Raw genomic sequence first — 12,232 nt, 5'->3', positions numbered from 1 at the left:
CCCCCAGGTGCTCTGGCCCTATCTGCGGAGCACCAACCTGATGGAGAGGTTCATCCGGGCTCAGCCCGCAGGGCTAGCGTTCTGGTGAGGCGTGGGACGAAGGTGCGGGATCATAAGTTCCCCCGACCCGAGTCTGTGTTTAAGCTCCTTTACTTGGAGGCGGAGCGTCAGGAGGGGAGGTGGTCTGAGCGGCGATTGAAGGGCTTTGCTGAGGTGCGGGAAGTGCTGGAGAAGATGCTTCTGGAGAGGTATGCCCCCCGTACACAGACGCTTACACATAAATCTTGACACGACCACGTGGAGCGGATGCAGCGGACCTTTAGGGATGAGTTCTACACACGACCGTTGCCTTCACAGATCCCCGAGCTCCAAAGGGAGCTTGACGCCTACCTGGACCACTACAACCGCCGGCGACCCCACCGGGCCTTGGGGGGCCTGGCCCCTTTAGAGTACCTGGCTAGAATACGGGGGGAGGCGGTCCCCACAGAGTCTCAAATGTGTTGACCGACTACACAACCTTGACAACCACGGGGCTTTTGTTAAACTGAAGCTTGCGCGTAAGGCGCGCCCTGCCGGGATGGTGGAACTGGTAGACACGCCATCTTGAGGGGGTGGTGCCCGCAAGGGCGTGCGGGTTCAAGTCCCGCTCCCGGCACCAAAGAGGCCCTAAGGGGCCTTTTTCTTTATGCGGCTCCTCTTAGAGCGTACCCTTACGACCCTCGAGGACACCCAGGCCCTGGCCCGGGAAGCCCTGGCCCTTTTCCCCCCGGGGGCCCTGGTGGTCCTGGGGGGTCCCTTGGGTGCAGGCAAGACCACCCTTGTCCGCTTCCTGACCGAGGCCTTGGGCTTTACGGGAAGGGTAACGAGCCCCAGCTACACCCTGATCCACACCTACCCCACCCCAGAAGGCCCTGTGGTGCACGTGGACCTCTACCGCCTGCAAGATCCCAAACTCCTCCTCCCCCACCTGGAAGCGGCCCGGGAAGGGGCCCGCCTCCTTCTGGTGGAGTGGGGGGATCCAGAAACCCTGGAGGCCGACTTCCTCCTTCGCCTCCTCCCTCAAGGAGAAAAGCGCCGGGCGACGCTATGGCAGCTCCGCCCCGGCCAGGAGGAGGGCATCCAGCAAGGCCTCCCGCCCGGCCCGCCCGGCGAATAGGGCCACCACCTTGCCCTCGGCATCCACCACGAAGGTCCAGGGCTGGCCCAGCACCTTGAAGCGGTTGGCTACCTCAGGGGGCTTGTCCTTATCCGAAGCCAGAAGGGGGATGAAAAGGGGGTAGGCCTTCATGTAGGCCAGCACCACCTCTTTGGTATCCTTGGGCTCCCGGCTGATCACGTAAAAGGGCACCCTCGTTTCCTCCGCCACCCTGTGAAGCCCTGGGAACTCCTCCCGACAAACGGGACACCAGCTGGCCCAGAAGACGATGACCGCAGGCTTCTTCATGGTGGCGGGCGTGACCAGTTTCCCCTGGGGGTCCAAAAGGGCGAACTCGGGAAGCCGCTGGCCCGGCCCCACCGCCAGAACCAGGCCCAGGAGTAACAGGTACACTGCCCGTAAACCACCTCACCTTGGCCGCCGCAAGCGCTTAAGGTCATGGTCCGGCCAGATGCCATCCGCCACCAGGTGGAGCCACTGGGAAAGGTAGTAGCCCAAAAGGGCAAAACCCCAGACCTCCCAGGGCCAGGAGGGAAGCTTAAGGGAAAACCCTATCCCCAGGTATTTGGCAAGCCCTTGGGCCAGGTACCCCAGGGCCAAAAGAAGCCCCGCCAGGTAACCCAGGCGGGTCAAGGGTCCTAGCACCCAGGTATGGGAAAGCCCCCGGTGGCGGAAAAGCCAGCCGTAAGGGCGCCAAAGAAGGCCCAGGAGGCCCCAGCGGCGCTGGGACCGCGTGCCCTTCTCCGCCAGGTCCAGATCAGGGGAAAGGAGGAAGGTACCCGCCAGATAAGCCAGGGTGAAGGCCAAGCCCTGGGGGTCCTCCGGCGAGCCCCCGTAGGCCAGGAAGACCACCGCCCCCCCGCCCAGGACCGTCAGGTTAATGGCCTCGTGCACGCGCCCCGAAGGCATAAAGCCATCTTAAAGGGCCGGAAGGGGGAAACGCTCCCCCGCCGAGAGGACGTCCACCTTGAGCCCCTTCACCCCCCGGCCCGTGTACTCCGCCCCCCCGGCATCCACCAGGGTCACCCCTCCCACCCAGACCTCCCCCAGGCCCTTTAGGAGGCGAAGAGCGGTGTTCTCCAGAAGGCCTAAGCCCACCAGGTCGGGATTGTCGGCCACCAGGCGCGAGAGAGCCAGGAACCGCCCCCTTTCCTCCACCCGGGGGAGGAAGACCAGGCCCCGAAGGAGGGCCAGCCCCAAGGCAGCCCTCACCTCCCCCTCCAAGGAGTAGAAGGCCGCTTCACCCAAGAGGCCCGCCGCCTCCCCCAAGGCCACCACCCCACCCCCCTGGCGGTGGACCTCCAAAAGGGCCTGGAGAAGGAGACTTCCCCGGATGAGATCCAAAAACTCCGGTAGCCCCTCGGCGGCCAGAAGCACCAGGGGGCTCGCCGCCACCGCCTGGGCTATCTCGGGGTCAAAGGCCTCCTCCCGCCGCCTGAGGTAGAGGACCCTCCCCCGCTTCAGGCCCAGGCTCCGGTAAGCGAGCCGCCAGGCCTCCGCCAAGTCCCGCAAAGGATAGGGCACGAGAAAAAGGGCCTCCCCCCTGGCCTCCTCCAGGAGCCTGGCCTCCACCGGGCGCAAGGCCCCCCGAAGGGGATCGGCGGTCAGCAAGGCGAAAAAGCCCTGACGCATATCTGACCTCCTCTATCCTTTAGGGTAGCGCCCTCCTCATGAAAGGAAAAGGGCGGTGTGGTAAACTTAAGGGCGTGGCCGCGATGGTATCCCCCCCGGGGGCGCTCTCCAAGGATAAAAAGAGGGCCATCCTCGAGGCCACCTTGGAAATCCTCCGGGAAATGGGGCTTTCCGGGCTGAAGATGGAGGAGGTGGCCCGGCGGGCGGAGGTGGGTAAGGGTACCATCTACCTCTACTTCCGCGACAAGAAGGACCTCCTGAAAAACCTGGTGGAGGAACGCACCTGGGCCTTTTACCGGGAGGTGGAGGAGGTGGTGCGCCAAAAGGCGCCCTTTTTTGTGCGCCTCGAGGGCCTCCTGAAGAAGCGCCTGGCCTGGATCGCCGAATGGCGGGGCCTGTGGGCGGCGGTAGCCCGGGAGGCCATGGAGGACCCCACCCCCTGGCTCAAGGGGCTCCACCAGCACTACCTGGACCTCCTGGAGGAGCTGGTGCGAAGCGGCCAGGAAGAAGGGGCCGTGCGCCCCGAGCTTTCCCCCAGGGCCACCGCCCACGTGATCGCGGCCTTGGGGTGCACCCCCCAGCTGGAGGTGGAGGCTTATTTGGAGCACCTCATGGAGGTGCTCCGGAAAGGAGTCGCGCCGTGAAAGAGTTCCGTCCCGGCGACAAGGTGGTCTTGCCCCCTTACGGGGTCGGCGTGGTGGCGGGCATAGCGCAAAGGAGCGTGAGCGGGGTAAGTCGGGCCTACTACCAGGTGGACTTTCCCGGTTCCCGCTCCAAGGCCTACGTGCCCGTGGAGGCTCCCCAAAGCGTGGGCATGCGCAAGGCCCTTGCCCCGGAGGAGGTGCCGGTCATCCTTGACCTCCTGAAGAACGGGCGCATGCCCCTGCCCAAACAGTGGGCCGCCCGGCACCGCAAGACCAGCGAGATCCTGGCGGATGGAAACCCCTACCACATCGCCCAGATGGCCGGGCAGCTCAGGGCCTGGGAGCTGGAACGGGGCCTACCGGACCTGGACCGCCAGGCCCTCAGGCGGGCCATCTACCTCCTGGCGGAGGAGGTTTCCCAGACCCTGGAGATCACCGTGCAGGAGGCCAAGCGTCTCTTCGAAGAGGCCTGGGGCGAAGAGCTGAACTGAAGGCCCTGGGGCTAGCCAAGGCCCCGGGGTTCCGGGGCCTTTTTCCCTCCCACCCCGGATTCCTCAACCGCCAAGAACGGGCCTAAAGCAGCAGGCTCCAGGTTTTCTTCTCCATCTCCAGGATGCGGGCCAGGTAATGCTCCAGGACCCCCGGATCCAGCCCCTCCACCTGGCCCTGGGCCATGACCTCCAGGTCGAAGAGCACCGCCTGGAACTCGGGGGCCGACCAGTGCTCGGCAAGCTCCTGCCAGGGTCCATCCCCCTCCACGTGGGCGTTCCAGGCCTCCAGGAATAGGCGGTTCAGGAAGTAGAAGAATACCAGGCGGTAAGGGTAGGGAAACCCCTCCATCTCCTGGAGCAGGGCGATGTACTCCTGCCGCACCGGGTGAACCGGTTCCCTGGGATCCGCCCCCTGGGAAAGAAGCCAGTCCAGCTCCTCCACCGTGGCCATGAGGGCCTGGACCAAAGGAACCCGGTGGGGATGGGGGGCCTCCCTAAGAAGCCCCACCTGAAAGCGGTACAGGGCTTCCACGAAGGGGAAATCCTGCTTAAGCCAGAAACTGAACCGCTCCTCGTCCCAGCGGAGGGGCAAGGACTTGATCTCCTCCAAGGCATCCGGGCAACAACCAAAAAACTCCCTAAATAACTCCATACCCTCCCCCCAGAATTCCGTGCCGGGCATAACCGCTATGCCGGAGGGCCCCGGCTACCTTTCTAGCATGGTCCTCGCTTTCCGCCAGCCCGAAAAAGGCGCTACCCGAGCCCGTCATGAGCACCCCCCTCAAGCCCAGGTCCAGAAGCCTGGCCTTCACCTGGCGGAGCTCGGGATGGAGGCGGAAGACCGGGCCCTCGAGGCTATTCCAATAGGGTGGCTCCTCCCCTTTCTCCAGGGCCTCGAGGATCTCCGAAACCGGAAGCTCGGGCCCGAAATCGTGGGGCTTCACCTCCCCATACACCCTGGGGGTGGGAAGCCGCAGGCCCAAGGAGAAGACCACCACCGGCAAAGGGGAAAGGGAAAGGGGCCTAAGCCTCTCCCCCACCCCCCGGGCCTCCGCCACCCCTCCCTGGAGGAAGAAGGGCACATCGGCCCCCAGGGAAAGGGCCAAGGAGGATAGGTCCACCTCCGCCGGGTAGAGCTCCTTCAGGCCCAGAAGCACCTGGGCGGCATCCGAACTCCCCCCGCCAAGACCCGCCCCCTCGGGCAGGGCTTTTTCCAGGACGATCCGCACCCCCCCGGGCCAGCCCGCCGCCTCCAGGTAGGCCGCCGCCGCCCGGTAGGCCAGGTTCCTTTTCCCGTACCGCCCGCGGAACTCGATCCCCTCGGGGATGGGCTCCAGGAAAAGCCGGTCCCCGAAGGATAGGCTGGCGAAGAGGGTGTGGAGCTCGTGGTAGCCATCCGGCCTCCTCCCCAGGAGGGAGAGGCCCAGGTTCACCTTAGCCACCGCTAGGCGCTCCATACCCTCGCCAAAGCCTCCGCCAGGGGCAGGTCCTCGGGGTAGGTGATCTTGAAGGCGGCCCTCTCCCCCTCCACCAGGGCCACGGGATAGCCCAGGGCCCTCACCAGCTGGGCGTCGTCGGTGGCGGAAAGCCCCCGCTTCCTGGCGTAGGCGTGGGCCTCCCGCAAGAGGGCGGTGAAGAAGCCCTGGGGGGTTTGGACCAGGCGCAGGGCCTCCCGGGGCACCACCTCCCCGTAGGCCTCCCCTTCCGGCCGGATGAGGGTGTCGGGAAGGGGCAGAACCGGCACCGCCGCCCCCGTGGTGCGGGTGGCCTCGAGGACCCGCCCCATCAGCCTCTGGCTCACGAAGGGCCGGGCCACGTCGTGGACCAGAACCAGAGGGAGGCTTGCCGCCTCCAGGAGGCGGGAAACCGACTCCTGCCGGGTTCTGCCCCCCTCTAAAAAGGTGGCGCGAAGCCCCTTGGGGACAGGAGCTCCGGGGGGCAGGGCCACCAGGACCTCCGCCGCCTCCTTGAAGGCCTCCACGGCCCACTCCAGGAGGGTCTTCCCCCCCACCCGCAGGAAGGCCTTGGGCCCCAGGCCCAGCCGCTCCCCGTTCCCGGCGGCGGGGATCAGGACGGAAACCATCCGGTGTTCGCTTGTCAGCGAAGCACCCACGATTCCCATGGTAGCATGGGCCCCATGAGCCTTTGGGAAGCCCTTCTCTTAGGGGTGGTGGAGGGGCTCACGGAGTTCCTGCCCGTTTCCTCCACCGGCCACCTAACCCTCCTCTTCCACCTCCTGGGTCTGCCCATCCAAGAGGATCCCTTCCTCAAGACCTTCCTCATCGCCATCCAGCTGGGGGCCATCCTGGCCATCCTCCTCCTTTACGGAAGGCGCTTTGCGGTGGACCGGGCCCTCTGGCTCAGGATCGGAGTGGCCTTCCTGCCCACCGCGGCCATGGGCTTCCTCCTCTACCCCCTCATCAAGGGGAAGATCCTGGGAAACGACGGCATCGTGGTCTTCTTCCTCTTCTTCGTGGGCTTGGTCCTCCTCCTGGCCGACCGCCTGGCGGAACGGGCCCGCTATGGGGATGTGCTGGAGCTCCCCCTAGCCCAGGTGGCCTTAATCGGGGTCTTCCAGGGCCTGGCGGCCCTCTTCCCCGGCACCAGCCGGAGCGGGGCCACCATCCTGGGAGGCCTCCTCCTGGGCTTGAGGCGCAAGGCAGCAGCGGAGTTCAGCTTCCTCCTGGCCCTTCCCACCATGCTGGCCGCCGTGGGCTACGACCTCCTGAAAAGCGCTCCCGCGGTGCCCCAGGGGGGCTGGAACCTTCTTGGGATGGGCTTCCTCGCCGCCTTGGTCACCGCCCTCCTCACCGTGCGCTGGATGCTTTCCTTCGTGGAGCGCCACGGCTTCAGGCCCTTCGCCTATTACCGCATGGCCCTGGCCTTGGTCTACGCCTACTTCTTCCTACGCTAGGGCCAGAACCCTATCCAGGGTTTCCAGGAACTCCTGGTAGGCCTCCCTCCGGGCTCCTTCCCCCATGAGGCCGAGCCGCAAAACCTGCCCCCGGGTGGGCCCGATTCCCCCGGCCACCGCCACCCCCTGGGCGTAAAGGGCCTGGACCAGGCGGTCCGCCTCCACCCCCTCAGGGGGGCGCACCACCAGCACCGTGGGCAGGGGGCTGGCCTTGGGGTAGGGGCGGAAACCCCGTTCCCTTAGCTCCCCAAGCAGCCAGGCGTAGACCTCCTTCGCCCTTCGTTCCCGGGCCTCCATCCCCTCCTCCAGGACCAGGTTGAGGGCCTCCAGCAGGGCGTAGTGCAGGAGGACCGGGGTGGTGTGGTGGTAGCCGCCCCGCTCCCAGTGCTCCGCCACCCGGGCAAGGTCCAGGTACCAGCCCCGCCTGCCGGTGAAGGCCTTGCGGGCCTCGAGGCTCACGGCAATGGGGGCCAGGCCCGGGGGAGCGGAGAGGCACTTCTGGCTGCCCGTGAAGGCGTAGTCCACCCCCATCTCCCGCATGGAGAAGGGAAGCATCCCCAGGGTGGTGACGGCATCCAGGAAGAAAAGGGCCCCGGCCTCCTTGGCCAGGGCCCCGATCTCCCGGGCCGGGTTCAGCACCCCGGTGGAGGTCTCCCCGTGGACCAGGGCCACCATGCGGTAGCGCCTCACCTTTAGGGCCTTGGCCACCGCTTCCGGGTCCACGGGCTCGCCCGGAGGGAACTCCAAAACCGCGGGTTCCAGGCCGTGCACCTGGGCCATCTCCGCCACCCTCTGGGAGAAGGCCCCGTTCACCAGCACCAGGACCGGGCCCCGGTCCAGGTTAGCGAGGCCGGCCTCCATGCCCAGGCTTCCCGAGCCGGCCAAAGCCGCCAGCAGGGCGCCTTCCCCGGGGTCAAAGAGCCGGGCAAGCCTCTCCTGTATGGCTCGGTTCACCGCCAGCACCTCGGGGTCCAGATGGCCCCGCATGGGACGGAGAAGAGCCTTTTGCACGCGCTCGGGGATGGGGGTGGGTCCAGGGGTCAGAAGCAGCATCTTGCCTCCTCTACTCCCGCCGGAAGCGGGCATAAGAAAAGCCCCCGCGGCGATACCGGGGGGGCCCTTCCCGAAGGAAGGGGCCCCCTACCGGATAGCTCGCAGGAGCCTCATTGAGGCCCACTTTAGCCCAAGGCCCCTTTCCTTGTAAAGTGCTACCTGGATGAAGGACTACTACGCCATCCTGGGGGTGGGCCGGGAGGCCACCCAGGAGGAGATCAAAAAGGCCTACCGCAAACTGGCCCTCCAGTACCACCCCGACCGCAACCCCGGGGACAAGGAGGCGGAGGAGCGCTTCAAGGAGATCAACGAGGCCTATGCGGTTCTCTCCGACCCCGAAAAGCGGGCCCAGTACGACCGGGGGCTTTTGGGGGCACCCGAGCTCCAAACCGAGGACCTCTTTGACCTCTTCGCCCAGGTCTTCGGCTTCCGCACGGGGCGCACCGCCCCAAGAGGGGAGGACCTCGAGGCCCAGGTGGAAGTGGACCTGGAAGACCTCCTCACCGGCAAGGAGGTGGAGGTCGCCTACGCCCGCTTGGTGCCCTGCGAAGCCTGCCAAGGCCAAGGGGGCAGGAGGGTGGTCTGCCCCACCTGCGGGGGTAGGGGGGTGGTGGAAACCTATCGTCAGGGTCTTTTTGGCGGGTTCCTGACCCGCTCCACCTGCCCCCACTGCAAGGGGCAAGGCCACCTCCTGGCGGAAACCTGCCCGGTATGCCGGGGCCGGGGCCGGGTGGCGCGGGAGGAACGGGCCCGGGTACGAATCCCCCCGGGCATGGACGAGAACCACCTCCTGCGGGTGCCGGGTTACGGCAACCTGGGACCCGGCGGGCCCGGGGACCTGTACGTGCGCTTGAAGATCCGCCCCCACCCCCACCTGGAGCGGGAAGGCCCCCACCTGGTCTACCGCTTGAAGATCGGCTTGGCCCAGGCGGCCCTGGGTACCCGGGTGGAGGTGCCCGGGCTTTCGGGCCCCATCCCCTTGGAGATTCCCCCGGGCACCGGGCACGGGGAGGTGTTTGAGCTTCCCGGAGAAGGCCTTCCCTACCCTGGGGGCCGGGGAGCCTTAAGGGTGGTGGTGGAGCTTTCTGTGCCCAAAAACCTTAGCCCCAAGGCCAAGGAACTCCTCAGGGCCTACGCCAAGGAGGTGGGGGAGGAAGTGGCTCCCGAAGGCTTCTTTGAAAGGCTACGGGGGTTCTTCCGCAAGTAGGTCCTTCGTGGTATAGTGAGGCATTCCGGGTCGCTATAGGGTGGCCCCTCGGGTCTAAAGCAACCCCTAAGGCCCCGGATACGAGCCCAAGGGCTCGGAAGCAAAGGAGCAGTATGCAGAAGGGTCGGGTCAAGTGGTTCAACGCGGAGAAGGGCTACGGCTTCATTGAGCGCGAGGGCGACACCGATGTGTTCGTCCACTTCAGCGCCATCAACGCCAAGGGGTTCCGCACCCTGAACGAGGGCGACATCGTCACCTTTGACGTGGAGCCGGGCAAGAACGGCAAGGGCCCCCAGGCGGTGAACGTCACCGTGGTGGAGCCGGCCCGCAGGTAAAGGGCAACCCGGACCGCCGTGGGGAAGACCCACGGCGGCTTCCTTTTGGGGAAGCTATCACCCCTTTCTCAGACCCCAGCCGGTAGCATGGGAGGGATGCGGACCCTTAACCTGAGCCTACGTCCAGTGCTTCCAGAGGACGCTCCCCTCCTGCATCAGCTCTTCCTGCGAAGCCCCGGGTACTTCGCCCTGATCGGTATGGAACCCCCGGCCCTCGAGGACGTGGCCCGGGACCTGGCCACCCTGGAGAAGGACGAGCGCCGCCGGGCCTTCCTCCTCTACCTGGAGGAGGAGGCGGTAGGGTACCTGGACTACAAGCTGCGCTACCCCGAGCCCGAGGACGCCACCCTAAGCCTCCTCCTCATCCGGGAAGACCGCCAGGGGCAGGGCCTGGGACGAAGGGCCCTGGAGCACCTCCTAAACCACCTGACGGGGGCCGAGCGGCTTTATGCGGTGGTCTACGGCAACAACGCCCGGGCCAAGGCCTTCTTCCAGGCCCAGGGTTTCCGCCACGTGAAGGATGGGGGCCCCACCCTGAGCTGGTACGTGCGGGAACTATAACCCATCACCCCACCCGGGCGAGAGCCCAGGTGGGGTGCACCCGAATCGTGACGACTCCCCAGACTAAAGTCCGGGGCTTCTCGGGGTTTCCCCCGAAGGCCCCGTCCGGGCCCAGAAAGACCTTGACTCCGTATCGGCAGGCGAGCGCAATGCTTCTGGCTCTGCCACGGGTGTTCGTTTGGAGTTTTACCCATCGGACTACCCGATGGAACCCCCTACTCCAAGTTTCAAGGTCCACGGGGAACTTTGCCCCCAAGAACATTGTACCCAATCCGTGTCCACCTGTGGTGGACGTGCGGGAGCTAAGCTCCCTTCGGTCGCATGTAGCTGCAAGGTACGCTGCGCGTGACCGCGTGACCGCTGACCCATGTATCCCCGGTTTGGTCAGCCTGTGTCACGCGTTAGCGTATCTTGAGGGCTATCTTGGAAACCGGGGGATTATAGCTCCCCCACACCCCCTCTTTTCTCTAAGCCCGCTCTGGGCCAAAGCTCCTAGCCCAAACCGGCCAGCTTGCGGTTCTTCTCGATGTAGGACTTCCACTGCTCGGGAACATCCTCCTCGGGGAAGATGGCGTTCACCGGGCAGGCGGGTACGCAGGCCCCGCAGTCGATGCACTCCTCGGGATGGATGTAGAACTGATCCCCCCCGTCGTAGATGCACTCCACGGGGCAGACCTCCACGCAGGACTGGTCCTTTACGCCGATGCAGGGTTCACAGATCACGTGCGGCATCCTTCACCTCCTAAGCCACCCTCCCCCCTATTTTAGGGGATAAACCCTCCTGTCAAGGGGCTAGGCCCCCAAGTAGCGGAAGAAGGCCTCCCGGGAGATGGCCCCCACCACCTCTTCCCCCTTCACCACCAGGACCAGGGGTTGCCGCAGGAAGAGGGGGGAAAGCTCGCTCACCGCCACCTCGGCCTCCACGCTGGGCACCTCCTCCAGGGGCAGGATGTGGTCGGAGAGGCCCAAAAGCCCCACCGGGCGCCCTTCCTGCACCAACAGGGCCACCCCCCGGCCCTCGTAGGCCTCGAGGGCCTCCACCCGGGGCAGGGGCCTCGCCAGGCGGCGGGCCGGGGTGGGCCAGAGAAGCCCGGCGGTGAGCAGGGTGGTGCAGGGCACCCGCACCGCCTTCTTGGCCACGTAGAGGGCAAAGGTGAAGAAGAGGAGAAACCCCAGCCCCTCCAGGAGGCCGGTAAAGTTAAAGCTCTCCCACCCCAGCCTGCCCCCACCCCCGAGGAGGGAGTGCAGGAGGTAGGAGAAGAGAAGGCCCAGCATCAAGGCGGCCAGATAAGCAAAAAGCCCGGCCAGGCGAAGCTCCTTCACCGTGCGCATGGGCTTAGCTTACCAGGTCCTCCTCCCGGTCCACGTCCACCCCCACCTCGGGGAAGGGGGTGATGAGGGCCTTGGCCTCCACCCCCAGGATCCTCCTGGCCCTACCCTCCAGCTCGGGGAGGGAAAGCCGACTCAGAAGGAGCTTGAGGAGGATATCCAGACCGATGAGCCGGGCCAGGGCCAAGGGGCTTTTCCTCAGGGCCACCACCTTTTTGGCCAGGGGCAGGGCCTGGTAGAAAAGCCCCTTATCCAGAAGCACCAGGTTCCCCCCGGTGAAAACCCCCTCCCGCAGGCGGGCGTAGGTGCGCCGGGTGTGGGGAAAACGGGCCTCCACCGCCTCCTTCGGCACGATGGGGTAGACGAGGGCAGCCTCCGGGGCCCTTTCCAGCACATATCGCACCGCCTCCGGGGTGAGGTGGGGGATGTCGGCGGTGGCCACCAGGACCCGTCCCTCCACCTGCTCTAAGGCTGCCTCCAGGTTCCCAAGCAGGCTTCCCCTGTCCGGCAAGGTCAAGCGAGGAGAGGGGTTTAGCCCCGGGTTCTCCCCCACGTAGACCACGGAAAGCCCCGCCTCCTTCAAGGCGGAAAGCACCCACTCCGCCATGGGCCTTCCCCGGTAGGGCACCAGGGCCTTGCTCCGCACCCCATACTTTCGGGCCCACGCCTCCTCGCCGCCTCCCAGAACAATGGCCTCCACGCCCCTATGGTGACGACTCCCCGGACTAAAGTCCAGGGCTTCTCGGGGTGTTTCCCTGCGGGAAAGCACGCAGGGTCTCCCCCGAAGGCCCCGTCCAGGCCTTTGCCAGGATGTTTTGAGCGGCGGCCACATCCCGGTGGAGAAGCGCCCCACACTGGGGACAGGTGTACGCCCGCACCCAGAGAGGCTTCTTCTCCCTATGGCCGCACA

General features: G+C 66.1%; 18 protein-coding genes, 1 tRNA gene and 2 pseudogenes. 10 read left to right on the top strand and 11 right to left on the bottom strand.

The window, feature by feature from the left end:
* From F604_RS12670 to tsaE, 4 genes and pseudogenes are all read left to right on the top strand, one after another.
* Positions 1-288, top strand: a pseudogene (locus F604_RS12670) (IS256 family transposase); the annotation flags it as partial.
* 6 nt (positions 289-294) lie between these two features.
* Positions 295-548, top strand: a pseudogene (locus tag F604_RS0110265) (integrase core domain-containing protein); the annotation flags it as partial.
* 23 nt (positions 549-571) lie between these two features.
* A tRNA-Leu gene (locus F604_RS0110260) sits at positions 572-658 on the top strand.
* Between the two features lie 27 nt (positions 659-685).
* Entirely contained in the window at positions 686-1,156 is a 471-nt protein-coding gene (gene tsaE, locus F604_RS0110255) for a tRNA (adenosine(37)-N6)-threonylcarbamoyltransferase complex ATPase subunit type 1 TsaE (protein ID WP_019551575.1), read from the top strand.
* Here tsaE and F604_RS0110250 read toward each other — a convergent pair.
* The 3 genes from F604_RS0110250 to F604_RS0110240 are packed head-to-tail and all read right to left on the bottom strand — an operon-like array spanning position 1,085 to position 2,788.
* Complete coding sequence (locus F604_RS0110250; protein WP_019551574.1) at positions 1,085-1,549, bottom strand: TlpA family protein disulfide reductase; 465 nt, start codon at positions 1,547-1,549, stop codon at positions 1,085-1,087. The two genes, tsaE and F604_RS0110250, sit on opposite strands and share 72 nt — an antisense overlap.
* 15 nt (positions 1,550-1,564) lie before the next feature.
* On the bottom strand, positions 1,565-2,065 hold the full coding sequence (locus F604_RS0110245; protein WP_019551573.1) for a metal-binding protein: 501 nt from the start codon (positions 2,063-2,065) through the stop codon (positions 1,565-1,567).
* 9 nt (positions 2,066-2,074) lie between these two features.
* Positions 2,075-2,788, bottom strand: coding sequence for a type 1 glutamine amidotransferase family protein (locus tag F604_RS0110240; RefSeq protein ID WP_019551572.1), 714 nt, complete (start codon positions 2,786-2,788; stop codon positions 2,075-2,077).
* Between the two features lie 74 nt (positions 2,789-2,862).
* Between F604_RS0110240 and F604_RS0110235 the strand changes: the two genes are divergently transcribed.
* Both F604_RS0110235 and F604_RS0110230 read left to right on the top strand, forming a co-directional pair.
* On the top strand, positions 2,863-3,432 hold the full coding sequence (locus F604_RS0110235; protein ID WP_211209620.1) for a TetR/AcrR family transcriptional regulator: 570 nt from the start codon (positions 2,863-2,865) through the stop codon (positions 3,430-3,432).
* Positions 3,429-3,923 (top strand): CarD family transcriptional regulator, encoded by a 495-nt coding sequence (locus F604_RS0110230; protein ID WP_019551571.1) that lies wholly within the window; start codon positions 3,429-3,431, stop codon positions 3,921-3,923. The genes F604_RS0110235 and F604_RS0110230 overlap by 4 nt, the downstream gene beginning before the upstream one ends.
* Before the next feature lie 82 nt (positions 3,924-4,005).
* On the opposite strand, the gene F604_RS0110225 is transcribed toward F604_RS0110230, so the two are convergent.
* The 3 genes from F604_RS0110225 to ispD are packed head-to-tail and all read right to left on the bottom strand — an operon-like array spanning position 4,006 to position 6,006.
* Entirely contained in the window at positions 4,006-4,575 is a 570-nt protein-coding gene (locus F604_RS0110225; protein ID WP_211209619.1) for a hypothetical protein, read from the bottom strand.
* Entirely contained in the window at positions 4,562-5,380 is an 819-nt protein-coding gene (gene ispE / locus F604_RS0110220; RefSeq protein WP_019551569.1) for a 4-(cytidine 5'-diphospho)-2-C-methyl-D-erythritol kinase, read from the bottom strand. Before ispE ends, F604_RS0110225 begins: the two co-directional genes overlap by 14 nt.
* Complete coding sequence (ispD, locus tag F604_RS0110215; protein WP_019551568.1) at positions 5,368-6,006, bottom strand: 2-C-methyl-D-erythritol 4-phosphate cytidylyltransferase; 639 nt, start codon at positions 6,004-6,006, stop codon at positions 5,368-5,370. Before ispD ends, ispE begins: the two co-directional genes overlap by 13 nt.
* A 54-nt stretch (positions 6,007-6,060) precedes the next feature.
* Here ispD and F604_RS0110210 point away from each other — a divergent pair, with 54 nt between their 5' ends.
* Positions 6,061-6,837 carry an undecaprenyl-diphosphate phosphatase gene (locus F604_RS0110210; protein WP_019551567.1) on the top strand — a complete coding sequence of 259 codons (777 nt, stop codon included), beginning with the start codon at positions 6,061-6,063 and terminating at the stop codon, positions 6,835-6,837.
* On the opposite strand, the gene F604_RS0110205 is transcribed toward F604_RS0110210, so the two are convergent.
* Positions 6,829-7,890: an alanine--glyoxylate aminotransferase family protein gene (locus F604_RS0110205; protein WP_019551566.1), complete on the bottom strand. Its 1,062-nt coding sequence runs from the start codon at positions 7,888-7,890 to the stop codon at positions 6,829-6,831. The two genes, F604_RS0110210 and F604_RS0110205, sit on opposite strands and share 9 nt — an antisense overlap.
* Before the next feature lie 163 nt (positions 7,891-8,053).
* Between F604_RS0110205 and F604_RS0110195 the strand changes: the two genes are divergently transcribed.
* From F604_RS0110195 to F604_RS0110185, 3 genes are all read left to right on the top strand, one after another.
* Complete coding sequence (locus tag F604_RS0110195; protein ID WP_019551564.1) at positions 8,054-9,097, top strand: DnaJ C-terminal domain-containing protein; 1,044 nt, start codon at positions 8,054-8,056, stop codon at positions 9,095-9,097.
* A gap of 113 nt (positions 9,098-9,210) precedes the next feature.
* The gene (locus F604_RS0110190; RefSeq protein WP_014516375.1) at positions 9,211-9,432 is read left to right on the top strand and encodes a cold-shock protein; all 222 of its coding nucleotides are present in this window, start codon (positions 9,211-9,213) and stop codon (positions 9,430-9,432) included.
* An 87-nt stretch (positions 9,433-9,519) separates the two neighbouring features.
* Positions 9,520-9,993, top strand: coding sequence for a GNAT family N-acetyltransferase (locus tag F604_RS0110185; protein WP_026329124.1), 474 nt, complete (start codon positions 9,520-9,522; stop codon positions 9,991-9,993).
* A gap of 492 nt (positions 9,994-10,485) precedes the next feature.
* On the opposite strand, the gene F604_RS0110180 is transcribed toward F604_RS0110185, so the two are convergent.
* From F604_RS0110180 to F604_RS12665, 4 genes are all read right to left on the bottom strand, one after another.
* The gene (locus F604_RS0110180; RefSeq protein ID WP_015716251.1) at positions 10,486-10,725 is read right to left on the bottom strand and encodes a ferredoxin; all 240 of its coding nucleotides are present in this window, start codon (positions 10,723-10,725) and stop codon (positions 10,486-10,488) included.
* Positions 10,726-10,785: 60 nt separating this feature from the next.
* Positions 10,786-11,325, bottom strand: a complete 540-nt coding sequence (locus F604_RS0110175) for a CBS domain-containing protein (RefSeq protein WP_019551562.1) — start codon at positions 11,323-11,325, stop codon at positions 10,786-10,788.
* 4 nt (positions 11,326-11,329) lie between these two features.
* Positions 11,330-12,022 carry an NTP transferase domain-containing protein gene (locus F604_RS0110170; protein ID WP_019551561.1) on the bottom strand — a complete coding sequence of 231 codons (693 nt, stop codon included), beginning with the start codon at positions 12,020-12,022 and terminating at the stop codon, positions 11,330-11,332.
* A gap of 25 nt (positions 12,023-12,047) precedes the next feature.
* Positions 12,048-12,232 (bottom strand): zinc ribbon domain-containing protein (locus F604_RS12665; RefSeq protein ID WP_155984177.1); only part of this gene is annotated, 185 nt, incomplete at its 5' end.

Source organism: Thermus scotoductus DSM 8553, assembly GCF_000381045.1.
In the GTDB taxonomy this organism is placed as follows: domain Bacteria; phylum Deinococcota; class Deinococci; order Deinococcales; family Thermaceae; genus Thermus; species Thermus scotoductus.
Note: the sequence above shows the minus strand (reverse complement) of the source record. Positions and strands in the feature narration are given on the sequence as shown.

Coding starts and splice junctions, on each gene's coding strand:
- tsaE (WP_019551575.1), top strand. CDS start 686: ATGCGGCTCCTCTTAGAGCGTACCCTTACGACCCTCGAGGACACCCAG.
- F604_RS0110245 (WP_019551573.1), bottom strand. CDS start 2,065: ATGCCTTCGGGGCGCGTGCACGAGGCCATTAACCTGACGGTCCTGGGC.
- F604_RS0110240 (WP_019551572.1), bottom strand. CDS start 2,788: ATGCGTCAGGGCTTTTTCGCCTTGCTGACCGCCGATCCCCTTCGGGGG.
- F604_RS0110225 (WP_211209619.1), bottom strand. CDS start 4,575: ATGGAGTTATTTAGGGAGTTTTTTGGTTGTTGCCCGGATGCCTTGGAG.
- ispE (WP_019551569.1), bottom strand. CDS start 5,380: ATGGAGCGCCTAGCGGTGGCTAAGGTGAACCTGGGCCTCTCCCTCCTG.
- ispD (WP_019551568.1), bottom strand. CDS start 6,006: ATGGTTTCCGTCCTGATCCCCGCCGCCGGGAACGGGGAGCGGCTGGGC.
- F604_RS0110210 (WP_019551567.1), top strand. CDS start 6,061: ATGAGCCTTTGGGAAGCCCTTCTCTTAGGGGTGGTGGAGGGGCTCACG.
- F604_RS0110205 (WP_019551566.1), bottom strand. CDS start 7,890: ATGCTGCTTCTGACCCCTGGACCCACCCCCATCCCCGAGCGCGTGCAA.
- F604_RS0110195 (WP_019551564.1), top strand. CDS start 8,054: ATGAAGGACTACTACGCCATCCTGGGGGTGGGCCGGGAGGCCACCCAG.
- F604_RS0110190 (WP_014516375.1), top strand. CDS start 9,211: ATGCAGAAGGGTCGGGTCAAGTGGTTCAACGCGGAGAAGGGCTACGGC.
- F604_RS0110185 (WP_026329124.1), top strand. CDS start 9,520: ATGGGAGGGATGCGGACCCTTAACCTGAGCCTACGTCCAGTGCTTCCA.
- F604_RS0110180 (WP_015716251.1), bottom strand. CDS start 10,725: ATGCCGCACGTGATCTGTGAACCCTGCATCGGCGTAAAGGACCAGTCC.
- F604_RS0110175 (WP_019551562.1), bottom strand. CDS start 11,325: ATGCGCACGGTGAAGGAGCTTCGCCTGGCCGGGCTTTTTGCTTATCTG.